We start from the raw sequence: 24,975 nt of genomic DNA on the forward strand, positions 1-24,975 counted from the left end.
AATAATAAGCGGATTTAACAAGCAGGCATTATGCCGACAGTGATAATGTATTGCATCACAATCCTCGTTAACCAGAGGATCAGAACTTTTTATCGCAAACCGCTGTCAAACCGGCGATTTAGACCACAGGCACCCGGCTTTACATGATTGCTATCCAACCCAGATCCCTAACGCTACCGGCAATGGCCATCACCGCCCTGCTGGCCCTACTGCTCTTTTCAATGCCGGGCCATGCTCAGGAGAGCAGGCTGCCGAGCATTGGCGGTTCCGGTGGAGGCCTGATCGCGGGCCAGCAGGAATCGGATATTGGCCAGCAGGTAATGGTATCTATCCGCCGATCCGCCCCGAGGATCAGCGACCCCCTGGTGTATGACTACCTCAGCGCCATTACCTACCGCCTGGTGCCCTCGGCCCCACTCCAGAATCGGGACCTGACCCTGGCCTTGATCGACAGTCCTGCTATCAACGCATTTGCGGTGCCCGGTGGCATTGTAGGCGTTAATGGCGGTCTGTTTCTCAATGCTGCGACCGAGCAACAATTTGCGTCCGTTCTCGCCCACGAACTTGCTCACCTCAGCCAGCGGCATTTTGCACGGCGCATGGAGCAGCAGGAAACCAGCGCTCCGCTCACACTCGCCGGTATGATTGCGGGCATTGTTCTGTCGGCGGTCACCCAGTCTGACATCGGTTTTGCCGCCATTGCCGGGACCCAGGCCCTGGCCGCCCAGAACATGCTTGCCTACAGCCGCTCCCATGAACAGGAAGCGGACCGGGTCGGGCTGGACATTCTGGCCAGCGCCGGGATGGACCCTCGCGGCATGCCGGAAATGTTTGAAATCATGATGCGCCAGAACCGCATGCAGGGAAATCGACTGCCAGAGTATCTGTCTACGCACCCGTTAACCCAGAGCCGCGTGGCCGACACCCGGAATCGTGCCGAACAGTATCCAGATGAAAACATCCGGGACGGCCAGGAATACCATCTGATGCGCAGCCGGCTGCAAGTGCATTACGCGCCCTCCCCCGACGTAGCCGTCGAAACCTTTGAAGCCTACCTCGATCGGCCGGATGCCCAGAGAAACGATGCCATCCGGTATGGCTTGTCCGTGGCCTACCTCGAGGACCGGCAATACGAGAAGGCAGTGGATATACTGAACGATCTGCTGGCCACGAATCCGGGCCGAATCACCTTCCAGGTAACCCTCGCAGAGGTCAGGCTTGCACAAGATCGTGTGGACGAGGCTCGATCCACTCTGAAAGACGCACTGGCGAGGAATCCGGGGAACTATCCAATCACCCACACCCTCGCCCTCACGGAAATAGCCGATGGTAATGGCGCCGCTGCGGCGGAGCATCTCAAACAGCTGACCCGTCAGCTACCGGGACAGGAGCATCTCTGGCTGAAACTGGCCGAGGCGGAGGGCATGGCAAGGAATATTGTGGGCGTGCATCGTGCCCGGGCAGAGTACGATGTTCTGATGGGCGATCTGGAGTCTGCCGAGCGTCAGCTAAGGCAGGCTCAGGAGAAGTTGCCGGCCGGGGCGCCACAGAGGCAGATTGTGACCGAGCGGCTGGCAGAAATCACCAGCCGTCTGCACGCCAGGGCCAACAGCTGATCAGGCGTTGCCAGCAGCCTTGAGATTCATGTTGGCGGTAAAATCCAACATGCGCTGCAGAGGCTGCAGCGCTTTCTCTCTCAGTTCCGGGTCCACGAACACTTCCTGATCGCCCCTCTCCAGTACCTGTAGCAGATTCTGAAGGCCGTTCATCGCCATCCAGGGGCAATGGGCGCAGCTACGACAGGTAGCTCCATTGCCTGCGGTGGGCGCTTCAATCAGCGTTTTGTTCGGAGCCAGTTGCTGCATCTTATAGAAAATGCCGTTGTCAGTGGCAACAATGAACTTTTCGTTGGGCATGGTCTGGACAGCATGAATCAGCTGCGAGGTTGAACCCACAACATCCGCCATCTCAACAACGGCATCGGGCGATTCCGGGTGGACCAGTACCGCCGCGTCCGGATAAAGGGCCTTCAGATCCTCCAGCCCGCGGGATTTGAATTCCTCATGAACGATGCAGGAACCGTCCCAGAGCAGCATATCAGCACCCGTCGTTTTCTGGACGTAGTGCCCCAGGTGCTTGTCCGGCGCCCAGAGGATTTTTTCGCCGCGGGCATCCAGATCTTCAACAATAGCCTGGGCACAGCTTGAGGTAACCACCCAGTCCGCCCTCGCCTTCACGGCCGCAGACGTATTGGCGTAGACCACGACCGTGCGATCCGGGTGCTGGTCACAAAACTCGGCGAACTCATCGGCAGGACAGCCCACATCCAGGGAACAGGTCGCCTCAAGCGTCGGCATCAGAACGCGCTTTTCAGGATTCAGGATCTTGGCGGTTTCGCCCATGAACCTCACGCCGGCAACCACGATGGTGGAAGCCGAATGTTGGTTGCCAAAACGGGCCATCTCGAGGGAGTCCGCAACACAGCCACCGGTTTCCTCGGCAAGCCGCTGGATATCGGGATCGGTGTAATAGTGAGCCACAAGCACCGCATCCTGCTCCTTCAGAGCCGATTTTATACGAGCCTCCAGGTCGGACTTTTCGTCCGCGCTGAGCGGCTTCGGCTCGGCAGCATGCGCCAGGTGCTCTTGAACAAGGATACGGTCTTCAGCGTAAGTCATTACTGCGTCTCTGTATTGCGTGAACCCGGACATTATAACATTCATGCCCCAGGCTTAATGTTTCTGAAACAGTGCGATCATACACTTGTGATCGCTTTGCCTGTTCCCTGTTTACCTAGGTAGGAACGTATACGCAAAAAAAAAGAGCCCGGAGGCTCTTTTTTCACAAAAACCCGCAGGCTTCTGTTATTTGGTGGGTCGTGAAGGATTCGAACCTTCGACCAATTGGTTAAAAGCCAACTGCTCTACCAACTGAGCTAACGACCCGTAACTGGCGACCGAAGCCTTGACTTCAATCTATACCGAATGACTCAGCCCACCCGGTATTTCGTGTTTGGTGGGTCGTGAAGGATTCGAACCTTCGACCAATTGGTTAAAAGCCAACTGCTCTACCAACTGAGCTAACGACCCAAACGAGGCGCATATAGTAATGATTTTTGGCCGTTGATCAACCCCTTTTTCTCAGGTTTCTCAATATTTTTGCCGCGCCATACAATCAGCCGTTCTGGGACTCGAGAAACTTCCGTGCGAGGTCAGCAGCACTGCTGGACGGGTAATCATCAATCACAGTTTGCATGCTGCGCCGAGCCTGTTCTTTTTCGCCCAGGCGATCATGAGTTACGCCCAGCTTATAGACCGCATCCGGAGCCTTGCGATGGTCGGCAAAACGGGTAGCGACAATCGTGAACGCCTGTTTTGCCTGTTCGAGCTGCGGCTTGACCAGATAGACCTCGCCGAGCCAGTAATAGGCGTTGACCGTCAGATCCCCTTCCGGATATTCATCGATAAATTCGTATATCCGACTAATGGCCTCATCGTATTTTTTCTGATTACGAATCAGGTCCTGGATCTGCTCGTAGGCCTTTCGTTCTTCCGCATCGGGCTGGCGGTATTCCCTGGCCTCCCGGGCCTGGCCTGAGGCAGCAGAGCCACCACCTTCGCTGGCTTCGGGAGCCGGCTGTGATGCGACGTTTTCCGAGAGATCCAGAATACGCTGATCCAGATCGATATAACGGTCGCGCCCTTGCTGCTGCAGGCGGTTAATCAGGTGCCGCTGCTCCTCCACTTCGCCCTGAAGCCGTCTGACTTCACCCTGAAGCTGCTGGATCATGTAGAACAGTTCCGACGTCGCCTGACTGCTGTTGGCGTTACGCTGACTGTCCTGGGCTGATTGCGCCAGGGCCACTCCCGCCTGCCCGAGGGCAAGCGGAAGCACCACTGTCGCCATGAGGATTTTTCTCATGGTCGTTCCTGTGTGATTACTCAAATACGAGTTCTACACGACGATTCTGGGCCCAGGCGCTCTCGCTGGAACCCATCACGGCCGGCTTCTCTTCGCCATAGCTTACGGTCTCGAGCTGGCCACGTGAAGCACCGTTTACAATCAGGAAACGCTGAACGGCGTTAGCACGACGCTCGCCAAGGGCCAGGTTGTATTCCTTGGTACCGCGCTCGTCGGCGTGACCCTCAATGCGGACGTTCTGACCCGGGTTGTTGGCGAGGAAACGGGCATGTGCCACCAGGACATCGCGGGCTTCCTGCTTGATTTCAGCCGTATCGAAATCAAAGTAGAAGGTGGTGATTTCACGCAGGGCCTGTTGTTCGGCCTGCTTGCGAGCTTCCATACGCTCTTCTTCGGTCATGGCTGAAGAAGAAACACCGCCCTGGTCGTCACCTCCGTAAACAGTGGATCCACCTTCCTGGTCTACAGCAGCCACATCGGAACCATACTCGCCGCCTTCTTCGGAGGTACCACCGGTAGAGCTACAGCCCGCTACCAGACCGACGGACAACAACAGTGCGAACGCTTTTGATTGAGCTGAAAAATTCATGTTTTCTTCCTTTCAGTTGAGTGACGTTATTGCTTGAACAATGGCCAACACCGGAAAGCTCCGGGAGTCAGCGAACCAAAGGTCCCCAGGCGGGCTCACGGACATCGCCTTCGGATGCCGGCAAGCTGTATGCTGCTCCACCATCCGCGGAAATAACCGTGAGCACGTTGCTGCCATTCTGCCGGGTAGCGTAGATCAGCATCCGGCCATTGGGCGCGACACTGGGAGACTCATCAGACTCGGTGCGGGTTAGGATCGTTTCCTCCCCGGTTTTCAGTTCGGTACGGGCAATGTGAAATGCCCGATCGCGCTGGTGAACGTAATACACATAGTTACCGTCATTGTCGGGCCTTGGCCGAGCATTGTAACGGCTGCCGAAGGTGATACGACGAGGCTCCGCACCCGGTGTATCCATGTGGTAAATCTGCGGACCTCCGGACCGGTCCGACGTAAAGAAAATGCCCTTGCCAGTGGCGTCATAGCTCGGTTCGGTATCAATCGCCCAGTGGTTCGTAAGCTTGGTCAACTGCCGGGTATCGAGGTTCATCCGGTAGATCTCGGCATTTCCGTCTTTCGAGAGGGTCATCAGCAACGATCGGCCATCGTCGGACCAGGCCGGCGCCGAGTTGAGCCCCGGAAAGTCTGCCACTTTGGTGCGATTGCCGGTTGCAAGCTCATGAACAAAAATCACCGGTTTCCCTGTTTCGAACGACACATAGGCCAGCTTTTCCCCGTCTGGCGACCATGCCGGTGACAGGATGGGCTCCTGGCTTTCAAGCCGGATTCTGGCGCGTTTGCCGTCCACGTCGCTGACCTGCAGTCGGTAACGTGGTTTGCCATTGGCGGTATCAAGCGTGATGTAGGCAAGCTTAGTTGAGAAGGCACCCGGCACACCCGTGATGGCCTCATATACCTTGTCGCTGATGTGGTGAGCGAGCGAGCGCATATTGGAGGCAGGTGCCGCCGCAGTTTCACCGAGAATCCGTTCCTCGCGGTTTACATCGAACAGCTCATACCGGGCCTGAACACGGTCACCGCTTCGGCTGAGGGCCCCCACCAGGACATAGCGCTGGCCCAGCAGGCGCCAGTCCCGGAAATACACTTCCTCCCGCCTGGATGGCAGGCTCAGCATCTTCTCCGGAGGCAGAGTCCGGAATTCGCCTGTCATGGTCAGATCCGCCTGAACAATGCTGCTGACCTTGTCGCCAGCGGGCATCTGTCCAGACTCGGCGAAAGGCACCACTGCAACAGGAATGGCCGAATCCGCGCCTTCAGTAATCCGGATCAACAGCTCCGCCCGGGCTGCCGAAACCGCGAAAAAGATCAGGGCCGTGGCGGCAAGAAGCGTTCTGGACGGTTTGTGCCAAATCCGATGTGTCATGGTGTTATCCGCATCCTTATCTCAACCGGCGTGGGTTGAATTCAATCGTAAACTGTCGGAAATACCGTTCAAAGGTATCCCGATCATTGGGTATCGGGTAACGACTCAGGGAGCGCACCGCCCCCAGAGCAGAGTTATCGAACGCTGTATTCCCGCTGCTACTGACCAGCCGCACCCCGGCCAGCTCACCCGTCGGTAACAGCGTAATCTGGAGCCGCGCGGTCATCTCTTCAGTAGCCGAACTGGGCGGATACCACGCCTGGCTCAAGCGCTCACGGATCAGAGCCTGGTACTTCTCACTCTCCGACAGCATCTGGGCTTCCCGGGCTTTCGCAGCAGCCGCCTCTCTCTGGCGACGCGCTTCTTCCTCCCGAGCTCTCTGGGCTGCCTCCGCCTGGGCCTCCAACTGCTGTTCCCGGAGCTTGCGCTCTGCCTCGAGGCGCTTGCGTTCAGCTTCCTGGCGAGCCTGCTCCTCCTGGCGCTTGCGTTCGGCCTCTTCCCGCTTCCGCTGCTCTTCCTGGCGCCGCTTCTCTTCCTCGGCTTTTCGTTTTGCCTCTTCCTGACGGCGTTTTTCTTCCTCAGCTTTCTGCCTGGCTCGCTCCTTGGCCTCCGCCTCCGCCTTTTGACGGGCAGCCTCCGCTTCACGGGCTTTCCGGGCTTCGAGTTCTTTCGCCTCTGCTTCCTGACGCTCCTGCTCTTTCTGCTGCTGAAGCCTCTTTTGTTCTTCCTGCCGCTTCTGCTCTGCAATGCGACGGGCTTCTTCCTCCTGCCTTTGTCGTTCAGCTTCTTCCTTGCGACGCTGCTCTTCGGCCCGGCGTTCTTCGTCCCGCTTTTGCTGATCGACCGGCTCTACCACCGGGCTCGGTTCCGGCTCCTGCTGGGTAATCAGCCGGGCCGATATGCTCCTGGGTGCCGGCTCATGATCGGTGCTGGTCCACGACCAACCCGCAAGCGCAATGCCCAGAATCAACAGGTGCAACGTGACCGAGAGCGCCACCGGTGATTTCCATGGTGGCACGCCAGTTGTGGTTACTTCACGCTGGTGATCTCTCACAACACTCCTGCCCGCACCACTATCAATTGTCGTCCCGGGGTGATTCGGTGATCAGGCCGATACTACTCGCCCCGGCACCCTGCAATTCCGCCATCAACCGAACAACCGTGCCGTACGGAACATTTTCATCGCCGCGAACCAGAATCTCACTTGAGGCCCGTTGCGAGAGGATCTTGGAAACCTGGGCCCGCAAGTCAGACAGCGTCATAGGGTCACTGCCCTCGTCTCCGATCTCGACGTAGTACGCTCCGTTTGCATCAACCGAAACAATGATGGACTCAACATCCTTGTCAGACTGAATAGGATCGGAAGTGGTCTGGGGCAGATCAACCTTCACCCCCTGCGTCAGCATCGGGGCGGTGACCATGAAGATGATCAGCAACACCAGCATGACATCAATGTACGGAACCACATTGATTTCCGACATTGGCTTGCGCCGGTTTTCCGGCATCATTCCCATGCCCTTCATAAAGCAGTGCTCCCAAGCTGATCCCTGCCCATGAATTCAGCCACCATCATGCGGCACCCTTTTCGCTCTGATGCACGCGACGGTGAAGAATGCTGGAAAACTCATCGGCAAAGGTTTCATAGTTCTTCAGCAGCGCATCGGACATGGCCGAGAAACGGTTATAGGCGATAACGGCCGGTATTGCCGCGAACAGGCCCATGGCGGTCGCGATCAGGGCCTCGGAAATGCCCGGGGCCACCGTGGCCAAGGTTGCCTGCTGAACCTGGGCCAGGCCGCGGAAAGAATTCATAATGCCCCAGACGGTGCCAAATAGACCGATGTACGGACTGGTAGAGCCGACAGTCGCCAGAAACGGCAGGCTGGCTTCCAGGCGCTCATGCTCCCGGGAAAAGGCCACCCGCATTGCCCGCTGGGTACCTTCCATGACCGCATCGGCATCCCGGCTTTGCTGGCGCAACCGGGAAAACTCCTTGAAACCGGCCCGGAACAGGGATTCCATACCGGAAAACGGTGTTGGATCGGCGTTCACCTCCCGGTACAACTGCCCCAGATCCATGCCGGACCAGAAACGCTCCTCAAACGCCAACTGGGCCCTCTTGGCCTTCCGGAATACCTGTAGGCGCTGGAAAATCAGGGCCCAGGACATGATTGACGCCAGGGCCAGCAAAAGCATGACCAGCTGTACCAAGACACCGGCATTGGCAATGAGGTACCAGACTGAAAGTTCTGAATCCACTTCTTACTCCTGGCTCGTTCTGTTTATCGTTTCAGTGGGCTGGACATTCCTGGCCAGCAATTCCTGCATATTCGTCGGTAACCGGCGGGGACGACCGGAATCAAGCGCGATGCAGGCTACCCGCACATCACTGTCACTCAGCAACTTTCGGTCTTCGGCCCGCATCACACGCTGACGGAAATCCATCCAGACTCTACCAAAAGCCACGGGTTCCGCAGTAACCAGCAGTTCGTCATCAAGCTTGGCCGGCACCGCATAATGAATGGTCAGCCGTTGCACCACATAACTGATATTGTCTGCCAGACCCGCCCTGAGGCCAACGCCGCAACTGCGCACCCATTCGGTTCGGGCCCGCTCCATGTAATGGAGATATTTGGCATGAAATACGATGCCGCCAGCGTCGGTGTCCTCGATATAGACCCGAATCGGCAGTTCGAACCTTCCCTCTGGCGCCTGTTCAACCAAAAAGATCGTCCTCCCTGCCCGACTTCGGCGGAATCACGCCGAAATGCTGATAGGCGTTGGAGGTCACCATCCGCCCCCTGGGAGTCCGGACCATATAACCCTGCTGGATCAGGAAGGGCTCAAGCACATCCTCAATGGTGCCGCGCTCTTCACTGATCGCGGCAGCAAGGCTCTCGACCCCCACAGGGCCACCGTCGAATTTCTCGATCATGGCCAGCAGCAGGCGCCGATCCATGTGATCGAAACCCTGGTTATCCACTTTCAGCATGTTCAGTGCCTGATCGGCGATGTCAGAGGTGATACGACCGTCTGAGCGGACTTCCGCAAAATCGCGGACACGGCGCAACAGGCGATTGGCGATACGCGGGGTACCCCGGGACCGGCGGGCAATTTCGAACGCGCCTGCCTCATCGACGGCTACCGAAGACAATCGCGCGGAGCGCAGAATGATGCTGGTAAGATCTTCGGTGTTATAGAACTCCAGCCGTTGCACGATGCCGAAGCGGTCTCGCAGCGGCGAAGTCAGCAAGCCTGCCCGGGTGGTCGCCCCGACGAGGGTGAACGGCGGCAGGTCAAGTTTGATGGAGCGGGCGGCCGGGCCCTCACCGATCATGATGTCGAGCTGGTAATCTTCCATCGCCGGATACAGCACTTCTTCCACTGCCGCGCTGAGACGGTGGATCTCGTCAATGAAGAGAACGTCTCCTTCTTCGAGATTGGTCAGCATCGCGGCCAGGTCGCCGGCTTTTTCAAGCACAGGTCCAGACGTTGTCTTGATGGATACGCCCATCTCATTGGCGATGATATTGGCAAGGGTTGTTTTGCCCAGACCGGGCGGGCCAAAGATCAGAACGTGGTCCAGCGCTTCCTGACGACCCCGGGCCGCGGATATGAAAATATCCATCTGCTCACGGACCGTGGGCTGGCCAACATACTCGGCCAGCAGGGTCGGGCGAATGGCCCTGTCCTGTACTTCCTCATATTCACCGGCCCGGGCCGAGATCAACCGGTCGGATTCGATCATGGCATCACCCATAGTGTGGGAATCAACATCGTGCCTCACGTTTGCCCGCTATTCCAGCGCAGCCCCAATTGTACAAAGGGGTTAGCAGGTGTCACGTTACGCTCTCTACAGGTTCGCGACAGGTTCTGACGATCAGGCCGGAATCATGTTTCGCAGGGCCAGACGGATGAGCGTTTCACTACTCATTCCCTCCTCGGCCACTTTGCTGATGGCCTTGGCAGCCTCCTGGGGCTTGTAACCCAGAGCGATCAGTGCGGCTTCCGCCTCTTCAGTGGCCGCCGGCCCGCCAGCGGGGCCTTGTCCGCCCGGCTGCCCCACGCCTGTCGTCTCGGGCGACGTTGGCACAAATTGCCCTTCAAGTTGCCCTATCCGGTCCGCCATTTCAATAAGAAGCCGTTCTGCGGTCTTCTTGCCAACGCCGGGGAGCTTGACCAGTGAGGCGGAGTCACGATTCTCAACGCAGCGAATGAACTGCTGTGCGTCCAATCCGGAAAGAATGCCAACGGCTAGCTTCGGGCCAACCCCATTAACCTTGATTAGCAGTCGGAACAGGTCCCGGTCCAGGCTGGAAGCAAAGCCGTAGAGGCTCTGGGCGTCTTCTCGGACGGCAAAATGGGTGTGCAGGGTGACTTCATCGCCGGTCTCCGGCAAATGAAAGAAGGTGGTATAGGGGATGTCGACTTCATAGCCCAGGCCCGCGCACTCAACCAGCGCCTGGCCCGGAGCCTTTTCGACCAGAATACCTCGGATACGACCAATCAAGCTGAATCTCCTGTCGCTCCTGGGAGCGGTTTATTGTTGTCGCACGCGACCGCTTCGGACCTTTCCGGCGCCACTGGCCACCCGCAGGATACTCTGACTCATGTGGGCATGGCACATGGCGATGGCGAGCGCATCGGCCGCGTCTGCCTGGGGTTTGCGTGAAAGCGAAAGCAACACCTGAACCATGTGCTGAACCTGGGATTTGTCAGCGCCGCCCTTGCCGACCACCGCCTGCTTTACCTGCCTCGCCGAGTATTCATGAACCGCCAAGCCACTGTTGGCGGCACTGACGATGGCCGCGCCGCGGGCCTGACCGAGCTTCAGAGCCGAGTCAGGATTGCGGGCCATGAACACCTGCTCGATGGCAAATTCTTCCGGCCGATACTCTCCGATCAGGGTGGCAAGGCTCTGGAATATGGTCTGAAGGCGTTCAGCCATGGGCTTCTCGCCCACCCGGATACAACCACTGTCGATGTACTCGATGTGTCGACCATCTGCCCGAATGACGCCGTAACCGGTAATTCGTGACCCCGGATCAACGCCCAGAATTATCGCCACATCAATGCTCCTGACTGGTCAAAGCGATTCCATGATGTCGCCGGAGATATCCGCGTTATGGTAGACATTCTGAACATCGTCCAGATCTTCGAGCATATCAATAAGCTTGAGGATGGTTTCCGCGCCGTCCCGATCCAGCTCAACCCGCGTGGATGGAACCATGGTTACTTCAGCATTGTCCGGCACCAGTCCCGCATTGACCAGAGATTCCTTGACGTCCAGAAACTGCTCGGGTGTGGTTACGATTTCCCAGGAACCGTCGTCCTGGGCCGCAAGGTCTTCGGCGCCGGCGCTGAGTACGGCTTCCACCAGCCTGTCTTCTTCCCACTCCGGACCGTAGCTGATGATGCCCTGCTTGCTGAACAGGTAGGCGACCGATCCGTCGGTACCGAGATTGCCACCCATCTTGTTGAACGCGTGGCGGATTTCAGCCACAGACCGGTTTTTGTTGTCGGTCATGACTTCCACGAATATCGCCACACCACCGGGGCCATAGCCTTCGTAGGTCAGCTCTTCGTAGTTGTCATCATCGCCACCACCGGCGCCACGCTCAACCGCGCGCTCGATGGTGTCTTTTTTCATATTGGCGGTGAGCGCCTTGTCGATGACGGCGCGCAGGCGGGGATTATCATCGGGATTCCCCCCGCCCTGGCGCGCGGCCACGGTCAGCTCACGAATGATTTTGGTGAAGATCTTGCCCCGCTTGGCATCCTGTGCCGCCTTGCGGTGCTTGATGTTGGCCCACTTACTGTGACCCGCCATACAGCTCCTCCCTCAAATCACTGGTTTACTCGTTGCCCTCACCGGCTTCCGCCTTGTTGCCTTCAACCGGCTTTGACGGTTTACGCAGACGGATATGCAACTCACGCAACTGCTTCTCGTCCACTTCGCCAGGCGCCTGGGTCATCAGGCAGGTGGCACTCTGGGTTTTCGGGAACGCAATTACGTCACGGATGGACGTAGCGCCGGTCATCAGCATGACCAGGCGGTCCAGGCCGAATGCCAGACCACCATGGGGCGGGCAACCAAACTTCAGGGCATCCAGCAGGAAGCCGAACTTGGCGCGGGCTTCCTCTTCACCGATACCCAGGATGCGGAACACCGCTTCCTGCATTTTCTCATCGTGAATACGGATGGAACCGCCACCCAATTCGGTGCCGTTCAGAACCATATCGTAGGCACGGGACAGCGCGTTAGCGGGATCTGCGGCCAGATCTTCCGGGCTGCAGGAGGGCGCGGTGAACGGGTGGTGAATCGCCGTCAGGCTACCGTCCGGGGTTTCTTCGAACATCGGGAAATCCACAACCCACAGCGGTGCCCACTCGGACGTCAGCATGTCCAGATCGTGACCGATCTTGATGCGCAGTGCGCCCAGGGCCTCGTTGACCACATTGGTCTTGTCCGCGCCGAAGAACACGATGTCGCCGTCTTCGGCACCCACGCGCTCCATGATAGCGAGCGCAACGTCATCACCCAGGAACTTGATGATCGGGGATTGCAGGCCTTCTACGCCCTTGGAGAGGTCATTGACCTTGATGTAAGCCAGCCCTTTGGCACCGTAGATGCCTACAAACTTGGTGTAGTCGTCAATCTGCTTGCGAGTCAGCTCGCCACCTTTCGGTACGCGCAAAGCGGCTACACGGCCTTTCGGATCTTTTGCCGGGCCCGCGAATACCTTGAAGTCCACGCCTTCAACCAGATCGTTCACATCCAGCAACTCAAGCGGGATCCGCAGATCCGGCTTGTCGCTGCCATAACGCTGCATGGCCTCGGCATAAGGCATCTGCGGGAAGGACGGAAGCTCTACATCCAGAACATCCTTGAACAGCGAACGGATCATGTCCTCGTTCAACTTCATCAGGGTCTCTTCGTCAATAAAAGAGGCCTCAATGTCCACCTGGGTAAACTCCGGCTGACGATCCGCACGCAGGTCTTCATCCCGGAAACACTTGGCAATCTGGTAGTAACGGTCGACACCAGACACCATCAGCAGCTGCTTGAACAGCTGCGGCGACTGCGGCAGTGCGAAAAAAGAACCCTCATGGGTACGGCTCGGCACCAGGTAATCCCGCGCACCTTCCGGCGTAGCACGGGTCAGGATGGGCGTTTCCACATCCATGAAGCCGTTGCTGTCCAGATAGTTACGGATGTAGCTGGTTACCCGGGAACGGAAACGCAGGCGGTTGATCATTTCCGGGCGACGCAGGTCTACAAACCGGTAGCGCAGACGCACGTCCTCGCCAACGTCGACATGCTCATCCAGCGGGAACGGCGGGGTCGCTGCGGCGTTCAGAATGCTCAGCTCCTTGCCCAGAAGCTCAACCTGCCCGGTCGGCATGTTGTTGTTTTCTGTGCCAGCAGGACGGCGACGCACCCGACCGGTTACCTTGATCACGAACTCGCTACGGACTTTTTCCGCAAGCGCAAAGCTCTCAGGGGTATCAGGATCAACAACCACCTGAGACATACCATCCCGATCCCGCAGATCCAGGAAGATAACCCCACCGTGGTCACGACGGCGGTGGACCCATCCGCAAAGTGTGACTTCCTGATCGATGTGGGATTCGTTGATCCCACCGCAATAATGACTGCGCATACCGGTTCCCGTTACGTTTAATGTGTTCAAATATGGTGCGTGTTCTGGATCGCTTGAAAAATCGTGCGACCATAGCGGAAAAGCCGCCCATTATAAACACAATGGCGGTGAAAATCAGGCGTGCGGGCACGCAAATCAAGCGGTCGGATGACTGCAGGTTGGCAGCCGGCTAGAATGCTTCTTTTTTACCAGCAGATGGAGTCTGAACTTGGCCACCAGAGCGGAGCAAAAACAGAAAACCCGGCGGGCACTGATGGATGCGGCGCTCTCGCAACTGAGTGCGGACCGGGGCTTTGGCAGTCTGAGTTTGCGGGAGGTTGCTCGGGAAGCCGGCATCGCCCCCACGTCGTTCTACCGGCACTTTGCCGAGCTTGATGAACTGGGCCTGGCTCTGGTGGACGAAGGCGGCGTTGCCCTGAGACAACTAATGCGTCAGGCCCGCAAGCGGATTGCCCGTGATGGTGGCAGCGCCATTTCCACTTCTGTAGAAACCTTCATGGAGTACCTGGGCAACAATGCCAACCTGTTCCGGCTGATGCTTCGGGAAAGGACCGGGGTCTCCAAGCCTTTTCGGACAGCCGTAAAGGCCGAGATTGACCACTTTGTGACCGAACTGGCCGATGACCTGCGGCGGATCGCCGACGAGCAGAACAAGCCCCTCTCAGAAGCCAGGCTGGTGGCTGAGGCCATGGTAACGCTGGTATTCAACCAGGGGGCTGAAGCGCTGGATGCGACCGCTTCCGAACGTGATGAGCTGAAGGCCAAGCTGAAAACCGAGCTCAGAATGATCCTGGTCGGCTCCCAAACTCTGGCGAAACGCAACTGACCTCACTTTCGAACTAGACACCGGCCTCAAGCTCAGTAAGAACCGGGGCCAGTCTTAAGCGAACCTGCTCCAGCTCCTCATCGGAATAAGCAACCGGCGCCTGCTTGCCCCACACAGGGCCCGGCCAGGCCGGGTCGCCTTCGAACCGCACGATATGATGAAGATGAAGCTGGGGTACCATGTTGCCAAGGGCTGCGACGTTCATCTTGTCGCCGCCGAAGACATCCATCATGGCTTCGCTGAGCGCGGAGGACTCGCGGGCCAGCTGGTGCTGCTGGTCCGCCGACAACTGGTAGATCTCACGGATGCCGGCGACCACCGGCACCAACAGCACCCAAGGCCAGGTGCTGTCATTCATCAGTCGGATTTCACAAAGCGAGGTGCTTCCAAGGCCAATCGTGTCGGCCTTCAGTCGCTCGTGTAACCGGAAAACTGCCGGTTCGCTCATACTCATCCTCCGATTATCTGGGTTTACTCGGAGTGGAACTGGGTGCGGCCACGGCCAATGGCGTAGTAAATGAGGCCGTAGCGATCCAGCATTTCCGGCTCGTAGAGATTGCGGCCATCAAAGACCACAGGTTCACGAATGGTCGCAGCAATAGATTCGAAGTCTGGGGACCGGAACTCTTTCCACTCGGTGCAGATAGCGAGAACATCTGCCCCTTTAAGCGCCTGCTCTTTCGTGCCGCACAGTGTCAGGCCTTCCTGATCACCGTAGATTCGCTGGGTTTCCTCCATGGCCTCCGGGTCGAAAGCCTGTACCCTGGCGCCGGCTTTCCAGAGATCTTCCATCAATGTGCGGGAAGAAGCTTCGCGCATATCGTCGGTATTCGGCTTGAACGCCAGCCCCCAAAGCGCAACGACCTTGCCATTGAGATCACCACCAAAATAGTGGCTGATCTTGTCGAACAACACGTGTTTCTGGGCGTAGTTGACCGATTCAACCGCATTCAGCAAGCGTGCTTCGTAACCGCAGTCGCTGGCGGTTCGGGCCAGGGCCTGAACATCTTTCGGGAAGCAGGAACCGCCGTAACCGCAACCAGGGTAGATGAAGTGATAGCCAATCCGCGGGTCGGAACCAATGCCCCGGCGCACGGCTTCGATATCAGCGCCCAGTCGCTCTGCCAGGTTGGCGATTTCGTTCATAAAGCTGATTTTGGTGGCCAGCATGGAGTTGGCCGCGTACTTGGTGAGCTCGGCAGACCGCAGGTCCATAAAGATCATGCGGTCATGATTCCGGTTGAACGGGTAGTAGACCTCCCGCAGCAGTTCCGCAGCCCGCTCGCTGTCGGTACCGACAACAATGCGGTCAGGCTTCATGAAATCGTTGATAGCCGCCCCTTCCTTGAGAAACTCGGGGTTCGACACCACGTCAAAATCCAGCTCCAGGCCACGTCGGTCCAGCTGGGCGCGAACCGCAGCCCGGACCTTGTCGCCGGTACCCACCGGTACCGTGGACTTGTCGACAACCACCTTGTAGTCCTCCATGTGTTCACCAATGGAACGGGCTACGGCAGTAACATACTGGAGGTCGGCAGAACCGTCTTCATCCGGGGGGGTGCCCACGGCGATAAACTGGAGTGTGCCGTGACGAACGGCCTCCGCGCTATCTGTGGTGAAGGAAAGGCGGCCCGCCTCAACGGTGTGCTTTACGATATTTTCAAGGCCTGGCTCATAGATGGGAATCTGGCCATTCTTGAGCTTTTCAATTTTGCCCTGGTCAACGTCCATACACAAAACGTTGTGACCTACATCCGCCAGGCATGCGCCAGTAACCAGACCGACATAGCCGGTCCCAAAAATCGTAATTTTCATCCGTTAAATCCCGATACAAATACAGAAAAGTTATGGGGCGTCGTCAGCTTTTTTCTTCTGCCAGATCGCTTCCCAAGCCAGAGCTGTGCCGACAATGGTATCCAGATTGTCGTAATCCGGCTGCCAGCCCAGGGTCTGGCGGATAAGTGTGTTGTCAGCCATCAATGCTGCCGGGTCGCCGGCGCGGCGGCCGGTTTCGGTGACCGGAAAATCAACGCCGGATTGCGCCTTGACCACATCAATCACTTCCCGGACCGTAAAGCCGCGACCATAACCGCAGTTCATGACCTTCGAATGACCACCATCTGCCATGTAGTCCAGCGCCATCACGTGGGCCTTGGCCAGGTCTTCCACGTGGATGTAGTCGCGAATGCAGGTGCCGTCCCGGGTATCGTAATCGGTGCCGAAGACACTCATGCCTTCCCGCTGTTCCGTCACGCACTCACAGGCGACCTTGATCAGATGCGTGGCTTCAGGTGTGGCCTGCCCCAGCAGCCCTTCCGGATTCGCGCCTGCCACATTGAAGTAACGGAGAATCACATAATTGAGGCTGGAGGCTGCGGCCAGATCCATGATCATCCGCTCGCTCATCATCTTGGACGCGCCGTAGGGGTTGATCGGGGCCAGCGGCAGATCCTCAGTGAGCACCGTCTGCTTGGGCATACCATAGACGGCCGCGGTGGAGGAAAACACCATGTACGGCACTTCGTGCTTTTCGACCGCTTTCAGGAGGTTCAGGGTATTGCGGGTATTGTTGCCGTAGTACTTCAGGGGGTTGGCGACAGACTCCGGCACCACAATATTGGCCGCGAAATGCAGAACCGCCTCAAACCGGTGACGGGAGAACAGATCTTCGATTGCCGCTTCGTCGGCCAGATCCCCGACCACCAGTTCTCCGGCGGTGACCGCCCAGCGGTAGCCAGTGGAAAGGTTATCGAAAACAACGATATCGTGACCGGCCCGGCCCAGCTGACGGACCACGTGACTGCCAATATACCCGGCTCCGCCGGTAACGAGGACTTTCATAGGCGAAAACTACTCCTTCCCTGAATTCTGTTTGCGCAGACGCCGGATCTCTGCCCGTCGCCAACTGAAAAACTCACTGATCACCTGGCTGCACTTGTCGGACAACACGCCGCCAACGGCGGTCACGTCCCAGTTCAGATGGGGCTCTTCGAGTGTCCGGCGTGCAGACTCTATTGCACCGGCCTTGGGCTCACGTGCCCCATAGACAAGCCGACTGATTCTGCCGTGGACGATAGCACCCACGCACATGGTACAGGGCTCCAGAGTAACGTAAAGCGTGGCATCCGGCAGCCGATAATTGCCCACCCGGGCGGCGGCATCGCGCAGCGCCCTGATTTCGGCATGGGCCGTGGGATCGCAACCGGAAATCGGCGCGTTAAAACCCGCGCCGATTTCCTTGCCGTCCAGAACCACCACGGCACCAACAGGCACCTCGCCCTTTGCTGCAGCCTCACCAGCCAGCTGGAGCGCGCGATTCATCCAGCGCTCGTCTTCCGGCGTCGCCTCAGACATCGGACCGGCTCACCCGTCGATTATTCCCACTCGATGGTTGCAGGCGGCTTGGACGAAACATCGTAGGTCACCCGGGATACACCGGTGATCTCATTGATGATCCGGTTGGAAACGGTCTCAAGGAGATCGTAAGGCAGATGCGCCCAGCGGGCGGTCATGAAATCGATGGTTTCAACAGCACGAAGAGCCACCACGTATTCATAGCGGCGGGCGTCACCTACCACGCCAACCGACTTGACCGGCAGGAATACTGCAAAGGCCTGGCTCGTCTTGTGGTAGAAATCCGCACGGTGGAGTTCCTCCAGGAAAATGGCGTCGGCGCGGCGCAGGATATCGGCATATTCCTTTTTAACTTCACCGAGAATACGCACGCCCAGGCCCGGCCCCGGGAACGGGTGGCGGTAAACCATGTCGTAGGGCAAACCAAGCTCAAGGCCGATCCGGCGCACCTCATCCTTGAACAGCTCCCGCAGCGGCTCCACCAACTTCATTTTCATGGTTTCCGGCAGGCCGCCCACATTGTGGTGGGACTTGATAACGTGCGCCTTGCCGGTCTTGGACGCAGCAGACTCGATCACGTCCGGATAGATCGTGCCCTGTGCCAGCCAGTTCACGTCCTTGATATTGGCCGCTTCATCGTCGAACACGTCGATAAAGGTATTGCCGATGATCTTGCGTTTCTGCTCTGGATCATTGACCCCTTTGAGCTTCGACAGGAACAGGTCTTCAGCATCAACCCGAATCACTTTTACGCCCATGTTGCTGGCGAACATGTCCATCACCTGGTCGCCTTCATGAAGACGCAGGAGACCGTTGTCCACAAACACACAAGTCAGCTGATCACCGATTGCCCGGTGCAGCAGTGCTGCCGTCACCGAGGAATCGACGCCACCGGACAAACCAAGCAATACCTTGTCGTTGCCCACCTGCTCGCGAATTTGCTGAACCGCATCATCGACGATCTTGGCCGGCGTCCAGAGGGCTTCGCATTTGCAGATAGTCAGGATGAAATGCTCGAGAATCCGCTTGCCCTGCAGGGTGTGGGTTACTTCGGGGTGGAACTGGACGCCATACAGGTTCCGGCTGAGATCCTGCATTGCGGAAATTGGCGCGCTCTCGGTGGAGGCCAGCAGCTCGAAGCCTTCAGGCATCGCCACCACCTTGTCACCGTGGCTCATCCACACGTCCAGCAGCGACTCACCAGCCGGCGTCAGATGATCGGTAATATCCGCCAGCAGCGGACCCTTGGCGCGAACCTTCACCTGGGCATAACCGAACTCGCGTTTCTCGGAACTGGCAACGCGGCCTCCAAGCTGCTCCGCCATAGTCTGCATGCCGTAGCAGATGCCGAGAATCGGGATACCGCGGTCAAACAGCCCTTCCGGCGCCCGGGGACCGCCCAGCTGAGTTACCGACTCCGGACCGCCTGCAAGAATAATCCCCTTCGGATTGAACTCATTAAGCTCGTCATCGGTGATATCGAACGCTTTGATCTCACAGTAAACGCCGATCTCGCGAACACGGCGGGCAATCAGCTGGGTGTACTGGGAACCGAAATCGAGAATCAGGATGCGGTGGTCGTGGATGTTCTGGGCCATGGAGTCCTCGGGGCTGAATAAACAACGCGGCCCTCTGGGGGCCGCGTCTGGTAGGGCAATGGTTAACCGATACGGTAGTTGGGCGATTCTTTGGTGATGGTCACATCGTGCACATGGCTCTCACGCATACCCGCGTTGGTGATGCGCACGAATTCAGGCTTGGTGCGCATTTCTTCCATGGTGGCGCTACCGGTGTAGCCCATGGCAGCCCGCAGGCCACCAACCAGCTGGTGAACGATGTTACGCATCGGACCTTTGCAGGCAACGCGGCCTTCGATGCCTTCAGGAACCAGTTTCTCGATACCCTTACTGGCGTCCTGGAAGTAACGATCGCTGGAGCCCTGCCCCATGGCGCCGATGGAACCCATGCCACGATAGGCCTTGTAACTGCGGCCCTGGAACAGCTCCACTTCGCCAGGTGCCTCATCGGTACCTGCCAAAAGGCTACCGATCATGACGCTATGGGCGCCTGCGGCAATGGCTTTGGCAATATCACCGGAGAAACGGATACCGCCATCAGCGATTACCGGGACTCCGTGCTCTTTCAGCGCTGCTGCCACGTTGGAAACCGCAGAAATCTGGGGCACGCCAATACCCGCCACAATACGGGTGGTGCAGATGGAACCGGGGCCAATGCCTACCTTTACTGCATCCGCGCCGGCTTCCGCCAGGGCGAGCGCCGCGTGTGACGTGGCGATGTTGCCGCCAATCACCTGCACATCGGGGAAATTCTTCTTGATAAAGCGCACGCGTTCCATCACGCCACGGGAATGACCGTGGGCGGTATCCACCACGATCACGTCGACCCCGGCTTCGGCCAGTGCGGTAATACGGGCTTCGGTGTCGCCACCGGTGCTCACGGCCGCGCCAACTCTCAAACGACCCTGATCGTCTTTACACGCCAGCGGGTAATCTTTCGCCTTCTGGATATCCTTGACCGTGATCAGGCCGCGCAGCTCGAAGTTATCGTTAACAACCAGAACCTTCTCGATCCGATGGCGATGCAGCAGCTCTTTCACTTCCTCGAGACAGGCGCCTTCCTTGACCGTAACCAGCTTTTCCTTGGGCGTCATGATATCCCGAACCAGCGTGTCCATCCGGCTTTCAAAACGGATGTCGCGGCCAGTGACGATACCGATCAGGTCGTGGCCGTCCACCACCGGAAGACCGGAGATGCTGTTCGCCATGGTGATATCTACCAGTTCGCGAACCGTTGTCTCGGGCGAAACTGTAATCGGATCCTTCACCACGCCACTCTCGAACTTCTTGACCTTGCGGACGGCTGCCGCCTGTTGCTCAACGGTCATGTTCTTGTGCATGATGCCGATACCGCCTTCCTGAGCCATGGCGATGGCCAATTCTGCCTCGGTAACGGTATCCATGGCGGAAGACAGAAGAGGAATGTTGAGGGTAATACCCTTGGTCAGCTGGGTTTGCAGGCTAACCTCGTGAGGCAGCACTTCTGAATATCCGGGAACCAGCAGAACGTCATCAAATGTGAGGGCTTCTTCGGCAATTCGCAGCATTGGGATCCGCCTTTTGATCGTGCTAAGTTGGGAATTTCCGTGCCGTACCCGCGGCGGTACGACAAAGCAAAATCCTTAATCGATCTATTATAATGGGGCTCTCGAAGACAGTAAACCGGCCCTTTTTTAAGGTTCGATTGCATCTTTTTGAAATTTCGCTATTTTTACCCTCCCTCTTTTCGGCTATTGCGTATGTATAACGACGGATCAGGACCGGCGACGCCGCATCTTCAGGACACCCGCCCCCGGGCACTCAGCGTCAGCGAGCTCAACCACCAGGCCAGACACCTGCTGGAGTCCAGCTTCATGCAGGTATGGGTGGAAGGCGAACTCTCCGGATTTTCACGCCCCTCCTCCGGCCATTGGTACTTCTCCCTGAAGGACCGCAAATGCCAGGTTCGCTGCGCCATGTTCCGGGGCATGAACCAGCGTATCCGCGCGCTACCAAAAGAGGGTGATCAGGTACGGATCCGCGGCAAGGTGACCCTCTATGAGAACCGGGGCGATTTCCAGATCATCGTTGAGCATATTGAGCCGGCCGGGCTCGGCGCTTTGCAGCAGGCCTTCGAGGAGCTCAAGCGCAAGCTGCTGGCGGAGGGCCTGTTTGATCAGGCGAGGAAGAAACCACTGCCGTCCCTGCCCCGGCACATCGGTGTGGTTACCTCACCCACCGGCGCCGCGATCCACGACATACTGACTGTCCTGGCCCGTCGCTGCCCCGCCATTCCTATAACACTTTACCCCACGGCGGTGCAGGGCAAGGCCGCCACGGCCGATATTGTTGGCGCCATTGAAGCCGCCCAGAGCCACGGGGTTGCCGACGTGCTGATTATCGGTCGCGGCGGTGGCTCCCTGGAAGATCTCTGGTGCTTCAACGAAGAAGCGGTAGCCCGGGCCATTGCCGCTTGCCGGATTCCCACCGTTAGCGCGGTTGGCCACGAGGTGGATGTCACCATTGCGGATTTCGTCGCGGATCTCCGGGCGCCGACACCTTCGGCGGCGGCGGAAAAGATTTCACCGGACCAGTCTGACTGGCTCAGGCAACTCCGCGAGCGGCAATTCCGTCTTTCCAACGCCATGAGCCTTGCCCTGAAGCGCCTTGGCACCCAGCTCGGGCACCTGGGCGCACGGTTGCGGGACCCGCGACGGGAACTTCTGGAGAAAGCCCAGCGCATGGATGAACTGGAGCTGCGACTTCAGAAGGCTATCCGACAGCGCCTGACAACGGTGGGCGTGCGCAATGATCACCTGCGCCAGAGACTGGTCATGCAGTCACCCCGCCGCCAGCTTTCAGAGAGCCAGGAAGCGTTGCAGCGCGTGAGCGAACGACTGACCTATACCATCCAGCAGGGCCTGAAGCAGCGCCGGGACGACCTTGAACACGCGGCGCAGACCCTGAACGTGGTCAGCCCCCTGGCCACCCTTGGCAGGGGCTATGCCATAGTACGCGACAGCCAGGGGACGATTATCCGGGACACCTCGGAAATAGGCCCGGGCGATACCGTTTCCGCCCGGGTTGCCAGGGGTGAAATGACGGCAAAGGTGACTTCGGTCAAATCTGCAGACATAAACCCGCCAGACTAAGCCAATGGTCTACTAGTCCATGATTTCAAACGGCCTAAAGTTGTCAGGAAACGTATTAAAACAACAACAGGCACGATGAGGTGGAATGTATGGACTACCACTCAGAGTTCCGGCGGTCGATAGACAAACCGGACGATTTCTGGCGTGAACAGGCGGAAAAGATTGACTGGATTGAACCGCCCAAAACCATCTGGCAGCCAACGGACAATGGCCACGGGGAGTGGTTTCCCGACGGCACCCTGAACACCTGCGATGTCGCCCTGGATGCGAACATCCGGGCGGGCCGGGGCGACCAGAAAGCCCTGATCTACGATTCCCCGGTTACCGATACCCAGCGCTCGTACACCTATAACGAACTGACTGATGAAGTTGCCCGCTTCGCCGGCGCTCTGAAAGACCGAGGCATCACCAAGGGTGACCGGGTCATCATCTACATGCCCATGATCCCGGAAGCGGTCATTGCGATGCTGGGCTGCGCGCGGATCGGCGCTATTCACTCTGTGGTCTTTGGCGGCTTTGCTGCCCACGAACTGGCCGTGCGTATTGATGACGCCAAACCCAAGGCCGTGATTACCGCCTCTTGCGGCATCGAAGTCACCAAGCTCATTGAGTACAAGCCTCTGGTCAACAAAGCCATCGACCAGGCCAGCCACAAACCGGAAACCTGCATTGTTTACCAGCGCCCCCAGGTGAAGGCCGACCTTCAGGCTGGCCGTGACCATGACTGGAACGAGTTGATGAAGACAGCTGCACCGGCCGACCCGGTGCCCGTCAAGTCAACAGACCCGCTCTATATCCTTTATACCTCAGGCACTACCGGCAAACCCAAGGGTGTGGTGCGTGATAATGGGGGTCACGCGGTTGCGCTCAACTACAGCATGCAGCTGGTCTACGACGCCAAACCCGGTGATGTTTACTGGGCCGCCTCCGACGTTGGCTGGGTTGTTGGCCACAGCTACATCGTTTATGCCCCGCTGTTTGCCGGTTGCACCACCATCATGTACGAGGGCAAACCGGTGAAAACACCGGATGCCGGCGCATTCTGGCGGGTGGTTCAGGACCACAAGGTCAACATGCTGTTTACCGCCCCCACCGCATTCCGAGCCGTCCGCAAGGAAGATCCGGAAGCGGACCAGCTGTCACGCTACGACATCAGTTCACTGAAACGCCTGTTCCTGGCCGGCGAGCGCCTGGATCCTGCCACCTATGAATGGCTTAAGGAACATACCGGCCTGCCGGTCCTTGACCACTGGTGGCAGACCGAGACCGGCTGGGCTATCTGCTGCAATCCGGTGGGTATTGAAATGATGGCCACCAAGCCGGGCTCGGCGACCGTGCCCTCGCCCGGTTACAACGTTCAGGTCGTGGACATGAACGGCAGCCAGAAACCCGCCGGCGAGCAGGGCCAGATTGCGGTGAAACTGCCCCTGCCGCCGGGCTGCATGATGACGGTCTGGGGCGACGACGAGCGCTTCCGCAAAACCTATCTGGAGCCCATACCCGGGTTCTACAGTTCCGGCGACGGCGGCTTCATTGACGACGACGGCTATGTGTTTGTCATGGGCCGCACCGATGATGTAATCAATGTGGCCGGGCACCGCCTTTCCACTGGCGAGATGGAAGAAGTCGTAGCCTCTCATCCCGCCATAGCCGAGTGCTGCGTGGTGGGTGCTCACGATGACATGAAAGGGCAAATCCCCATCGGGCTGGTTCTCATCAAGGATGGCGCAACCATCGACCACGACGAACTGGAAGACGAACTGGTGGAGATGGTTCGCGACAAGATCGGCGCCATCGCCTGTTTCCGTCGCGCATTGGTGGTGGATCGACTGCCCAAGACCCGCTCCGGCAAGATCCTGAGACGGGTTATACGCCAGATCGCTGATGGCGAGGAATACTCGGTGCCCAGCACCATTGATGATCCGGCCATTCTGGAAGAAATCAGCGAGCAATTCCGCCACTGACAAAGGCGGCCTGCCCCATACCCGCCCCCGGTTAACGGGGAGCGGGCATTTTTTGTTCAATCAAATCCCAAGCCGTTGTTTTTGCCGACAATAAAACCTGCACGAAAGGTGCAAAAATTTCGTTGACGCCCCCCAAAGTCGGTCTATACTGAAATTGCTGTGAAAATACAGCGGTATTTGGTGAATGCGTTTCAACGTCCTGCCGAAGTGCTCTTCGTTGCCCCTTCCTCAGTACTCTCTGGATTTCTCAGCAACGATTCCATGTGGAATTTTGAAGGTCCCGTGAGGGCAAATTACAGAAAGACAGGAAAGATCAATGTCCGATACTAAAACCGGCCACGTTAAGTGGTTTAACGAGTCCAAAGGCTTTGGCTTCATCGCTCAGGACGGTGGCAGCGACGTGTTTGTTCACTACAGCGCAATCAACGCAAGCGGTTTCCGTACCCTGACCGAAGGTCAGCAGGTACAGTTCACCGTGACACAGGGTCCGAAAGGCCCGCAGGCGGAAAACGTTACCCCGGTCTGAGGGTTTACGCTCCGTCCTTTGCCCCTCACGGGCATCGGAAAA

The 24,975-nt window shown here is 58.1% G+C and carries 24 protein-coding genes and 2 tRNA genes; 5 read left to right on the forward strand and 21 right to left on the reverse strand.

Features of this window, described 5'->3' with window-relative positions:
• Positions 1 to 182 precede the first annotated feature (182 nt).
• Positions 183 to 1,616: a M48 family metalloprotease gene (locus AC13DD_RS13570; RefSeq protein ID WP_338354972.1), complete on the forward strand. Its 1,434-nt coding sequence runs from the start codon at positions 183 to 185 to the stop codon at positions 1,614 to 1,616.
• On the opposite strand, the gene nadA is transcribed toward AC13DD_RS13570, so the two are convergent.
• The 15 genes from nadA to aspS all read right to left on the reverse strand — a co-directional run bounded on the left by nadA (position 1,617) and on the right by aspS (position 13,555).
• Positions 1,617 to 2,678 carry a quinolinate synthase NadA gene (nadA, locus tag AC13DD_RS13575; protein WP_014577384.1) on the reverse strand — a complete coding sequence of 354 codons (1,062 nt, stop codon included), beginning with the start codon at positions 2,676 to 2,678 and terminating at the stop codon, positions 1,617 to 1,619. It abuts the gene before it with no gap.
• A gap of 191 nt (positions 2,679 to 2,869) precedes the next feature.
• Positions 2,870 to 2,945: transfer RNA gene (locus AC13DD_RS13580), tRNA-Lys, on the reverse strand.
• Positions 2,946 to 3,013: 68 nt separating this feature from the next.
• Positions 3,014 to 3,089: transfer RNA gene (locus AC13DD_RS13585), tRNA-Lys, on the reverse strand.
• Positions 3,090 to 3,174: 85 nt separating this feature from the next.
• Positions 3,175 to 3,921 carry a tol-pal system protein YbgF gene (ybgF, locus tag AC13DD_RS13590; RefSeq protein WP_482931277.1) on the reverse strand — a complete coding sequence of 249 codons (747 nt, stop codon included), beginning with the start codon at positions 3,919 to 3,921 and terminating at the stop codon, positions 3,175 to 3,177.
• A 16-nt stretch (positions 3,922 to 3,937) separates the two neighbouring features.
• Entirely contained in the window at positions 3,938 to 4,510 is a 573-nt protein-coding gene (gene pal / locus AC13DD_RS13595; RefSeq protein WP_008169120.1) for a peptidoglycan-associated lipoprotein Pal, read from the reverse strand.
• Between the two features lie 67 nt (positions 4,511 to 4,577).
• Positions 4,578 to 5,891, reverse strand: a complete 1,314-nt coding sequence (gene tolB / locus AC13DD_RS13600) for a Tol-Pal system beta propeller repeat protein TolB (protein ID WP_014577386.1) — start codon at positions 5,889 to 5,891, stop codon at positions 4,578 to 4,580.
• A 16-nt stretch (positions 5,892 to 5,907) separates the two neighbouring features.
• Entirely contained in the window at positions 5,908 to 6,888 is a 981-nt protein-coding gene (gene tolA / locus AC13DD_RS13605) for a cell envelope integrity protein TolA (RefSeq protein WP_482931318.1), read from the reverse strand.
• A 79-nt stretch (positions 6,889 to 6,967) separates the two neighbouring features.
• Positions 6,968 to 7,414, reverse strand: coding sequence for a protein TolR (gene tolR / locus AC13DD_RS13610; protein WP_482931278.1), 447 nt, complete (start codon positions 7,412 to 7,414; stop codon positions 6,968 to 6,970).
• 46 nt (positions 7,415 to 7,460) lie between these two features.
• On the reverse strand, positions 7,461 to 8,150 hold the full coding sequence (tolQ, locus tag AC13DD_RS13615) for a protein TolQ (RefSeq protein ID WP_008169128.1): 690 nt from the start codon (positions 8,148 to 8,150) through the stop codon (positions 7,461 to 7,463).
• Between the two features lie 3 nt (positions 8,151 to 8,153).
• On the reverse strand, positions 8,154 to 8,615 hold the full coding sequence (locus tag AC13DD_RS13620) for a YbgC/FadM family acyl-CoA thioesterase (protein WP_459421488.1): 462 nt from the start codon (positions 8,613 to 8,615) through the stop codon (positions 8,154 to 8,156).
• Complete coding sequence (ruvB, locus tag AC13DD_RS13625) at positions 8,608 to 9,639, reverse strand: Holliday junction branch migration DNA helicase RuvB (RefSeq protein ID WP_008169131.1); 1,032 nt, start codon at positions 9,637 to 9,639, stop codon at positions 8,608 to 8,610. The genes AC13DD_RS13620 and ruvB overlap by 8 nt, the downstream gene beginning before the upstream one ends.
• A 132-nt stretch (positions 9,640 to 9,771) precedes the next feature.
• Complete coding sequence (ruvA, locus tag AC13DD_RS13630; protein WP_008169133.1) at positions 9,772 to 10,401, reverse strand: Holliday junction branch migration protein RuvA; 630 nt, start codon at positions 10,399 to 10,401, stop codon at positions 9,772 to 9,774.
• A gap of 30 nt (positions 10,402 to 10,431) precedes the next feature.
• The gene (gene ruvC / locus AC13DD_RS13635) at positions 10,432 to 10,959 is read right to left on the reverse strand and encodes a crossover junction endodeoxyribonuclease RuvC (protein ID WP_014577393.1); all 528 of its coding nucleotides are present in this window, start codon (positions 10,957 to 10,959) and stop codon (positions 10,432 to 10,434) included.
• An 18-nt stretch (positions 10,960 to 10,977) separates the two neighbouring features.
• A complete protein-coding gene (locus AC13DD_RS13640) occupies positions 10,978 to 11,721 on the reverse strand; it encodes a YebC/PmpR family DNA-binding transcriptional regulator (RefSeq protein WP_062782619.1) in 744 nt (247 codons plus the stop codon).
• Positions 11,722 to 11,746: 25 nt separating this feature from the next.
• Complete coding sequence (aspS, locus tag AC13DD_RS13645; protein ID WP_482931279.1) at positions 11,747 to 13,555, reverse strand: aspartate--tRNA ligase; 1,809 nt, start codon at positions 13,553 to 13,555, stop codon at positions 11,747 to 11,749.
• A gap of 208 nt (positions 13,556 to 13,763) precedes the next feature.
• Here aspS and fabR point away from each other — a divergent pair, with 208 nt between their 5' ends.
• Positions 13,764 to 14,381, forward strand: a complete 618-nt coding sequence (gene fabR, locus AC13DD_RS13650) for an HTH-type transcriptional repressor FabR (protein WP_008169141.1) — start codon at positions 13,764 to 13,766, stop codon at positions 14,379 to 14,381.
• Between the two features lie 13 nt (positions 14,382 to 14,394).
• Here fabR and AC13DD_RS13655 read toward each other — a convergent pair whose 3' ends face one another.
• From AC13DD_RS13655 to guaB, 6 genes are all read right to left on the reverse strand, one after another.
• Positions 14,395 to 14,835: an HIT domain-containing protein gene (locus AC13DD_RS13655; protein WP_476157367.1), complete on the reverse strand. Its 441-nt coding sequence runs from the start codon at positions 14,833 to 14,835 to the stop codon at positions 14,395 to 14,397.
• A 17-nt stretch (positions 14,836 to 14,852) separates the two neighbouring features.
• Positions 14,853 to 16,196 (reverse strand): UDP-glucose dehydrogenase family protein, encoded by a 1,344-nt coding sequence (locus AC13DD_RS13660; protein ID WP_014577397.1) that lies wholly within the window; start codon positions 16,194 to 16,196, stop codon positions 14,853 to 14,855.
• Between the two features lie 30 nt (positions 16,197 to 16,226).
• Positions 16,227 to 17,222, reverse strand: coding sequence for a UDP-glucose 4-epimerase GalE (galE, locus tag AC13DD_RS13665; RefSeq protein ID WP_482931280.1), 996 nt, complete (start codon positions 17,220 to 17,222; stop codon positions 16,227 to 16,229).
• A gap of 9 nt (positions 17,223 to 17,231) precedes the next feature.
• Positions 17,232 to 17,735, reverse strand: coding sequence for a tRNA adenosine(34) deaminase TadA (gene tadA / locus AC13DD_RS13670; RefSeq protein WP_482931281.1), 504 nt, complete (start codon positions 17,733 to 17,735; stop codon positions 17,232 to 17,234).
• A 20-nt stretch (positions 17,736 to 17,755) separates the two neighbouring features.
• Positions 17,756 to 19,333 (reverse strand): glutamine-hydrolyzing GMP synthase, encoded by a 1,578-nt coding sequence (gene guaA / locus AC13DD_RS13675; protein WP_008169149.1) that lies wholly within the window; start codon positions 19,331 to 19,333, stop codon positions 17,756 to 17,758.
• Positions 19,334 to 19,395: 62 nt separating this feature from the next.
• Entirely contained in the window at positions 19,396 to 20,859 is a 1,464-nt protein-coding gene (gene guaB / locus AC13DD_RS13680) for an IMP dehydrogenase (protein ID WP_008169151.1), read from the reverse strand.
• Between the two features lie 192 nt (positions 20,860 to 21,051).
• Between guaB and xseA the strand changes: the two genes are divergently transcribed.
• From xseA to AC13DD_RS13695, 3 genes are all read left to right on the forward strand, one after another.
• Positions 21,052 to 22,443: an exodeoxyribonuclease VII large subunit gene (gene xseA, locus AC13DD_RS13685; RefSeq protein WP_482931282.1), complete on the forward strand. Its 1,392-nt coding sequence runs from the start codon at positions 21,052 to 21,054 to the stop codon at positions 22,441 to 22,443.
• A gap of 89 nt (positions 22,444 to 22,532) precedes the next feature.
• A complete protein-coding gene (locus AC13DD_RS13690; RefSeq protein ID WP_482931283.1) occupies positions 22,533 to 24,407 on the forward strand; it encodes a propionyl-CoA synthetase in 1,875 nt (624 codons plus the stop codon).
• Between the two features lie 316 nt (positions 24,408 to 24,723).
• Entirely contained in the window at positions 24,724 to 24,933 is a 210-nt protein-coding gene (locus tag AC13DD_RS13695) for a cold-shock protein (protein ID WP_008169155.1), read from the forward strand.
• Positions 24,934 to 24,975: the final 42 nt, after the last annotated feature.

It is taken from the genome of Marinobacter sp. L-13, assembly GCF_056857715.1.

What these genes read in the sequence shown, in the direction of transcription:
- ruvB (WP_008169131.1), bottom strand. Translation starts at nt 9,639, where the DNA reads ATGATCGAATCCGACCGGTTGATCTCGGCCCGGGCCGGTGAATATGAG.
- guaA (WP_008169149.1), bottom strand. Translation starts at nt 19,333, where the DNA reads ATGGCCCAGAACATCCACGACCACCGCATCCTGATTCTCGATTTCGGT.
- AC13DD_RS13660 (WP_014577397.1), bottom strand. Translation starts at nt 16,196, where the DNA reads ATGAAAATTACGATTTTTGGGACCGGCTATGTCGGTCTGGTTACTGGC.
- xseA (WP_482931282.1), top strand. Translation starts at nt 21,052, where the DNA reads ATGTATAACGACGGATCAGGACCGGCGACGCCGCATCTTCAGGACACC.
- pal (WP_008169120.1), bottom strand. Translation starts at nt 4,510, where the DNA reads ATGAATTTTTCAGCTCAATCAAAAGCGTTCGCACTGTTGTTGTCCGTC.
- tadA (WP_482931281.1), bottom strand. Translation starts at nt 17,735, where the DNA reads ATGTCTGAGGCGACGCCGGAAGACGAGCGCTGGATGAATCGCGCGCTC.
- tolR (WP_482931278.1), bottom strand. Translation starts at nt 7,414, where the DNA reads ATGAAGGGCATGGGAATGATGCCGGAAAACCGGCGCAAGCCAATGTCG.
- AC13DD_RS13640 (WP_062782619.1), bottom strand. Translation starts at nt 11,721, where the DNA reads ATGGCGGGTCACAGTAAGTGGGCCAACATCAAGCACCGCAAGGCGGCA.
- aspS (WP_482931279.1), bottom strand. Translation starts at nt 13,555, where the DNA reads ATGCGCAGTCATTATTGCGGTGGGATCAACGAATCCCACATCGATCAG.
- guaB (WP_008169151.1), bottom strand. Translation starts at nt 20,859, where the DNA reads ATGCTGCGAATTGCCGAAGAAGCCCTCACATTTGATGACGTTCTGCTG.
- AC13DD_RS13690 (WP_482931283.1), top strand. Translation starts at nt 22,533, where the DNA reads ATGGACTACCACTCAGAGTTCCGGCGGTCGATAGACAAACCGGACGAT.
- galE (WP_482931280.1), bottom strand. Translation starts at nt 17,222, where the DNA reads ATGAAAGTCCTCGTTACCGGCGGAGCCGGGTATATTGGCAGTCACGTG.
- AC13DD_RS13570 (WP_338354972.1), top strand. Translation starts at nt 183, where the DNA reads ATGGCCATCACCGCCCTGCTGGCCCTACTGCTCTTTTCAATGCCGGGC.
- AC13DD_RS13655 (WP_476157367.1), bottom strand. Translation starts at nt 14,835, where the DNA reads ATGAGTATGAGCGAACCGGCAGTTTTCCGGTTACACGAGCGACTGAAG.
- nadA (WP_014577384.1), bottom strand. Translation starts at nt 2,678, where the DNA reads ATGACTTACGCTGAAGACCGTATCCTTGTTCAAGAGCACCTGGCGCAT.
- ybgF (WP_482931277.1), bottom strand. Translation starts at nt 3,921, where the DNA reads ATGAGAAAAATCCTCATGGCGACAGTGGTGCTTCCGCTTGCCCTCGGG.
- tolB (WP_014577386.1), bottom strand. Translation starts at nt 5,891, where the DNA reads ATGACACATCGGATTTGGCACAAACCGTCCAGAACGCTTCTTGCCGCC.
- AC13DD_RS13695 (WP_008169155.1), top strand. Translation starts at nt 24,724, where the DNA reads ATGTCCGATACTAAAACCGGCCACGTTAAGTGGTTTAACGAGTCCAAA.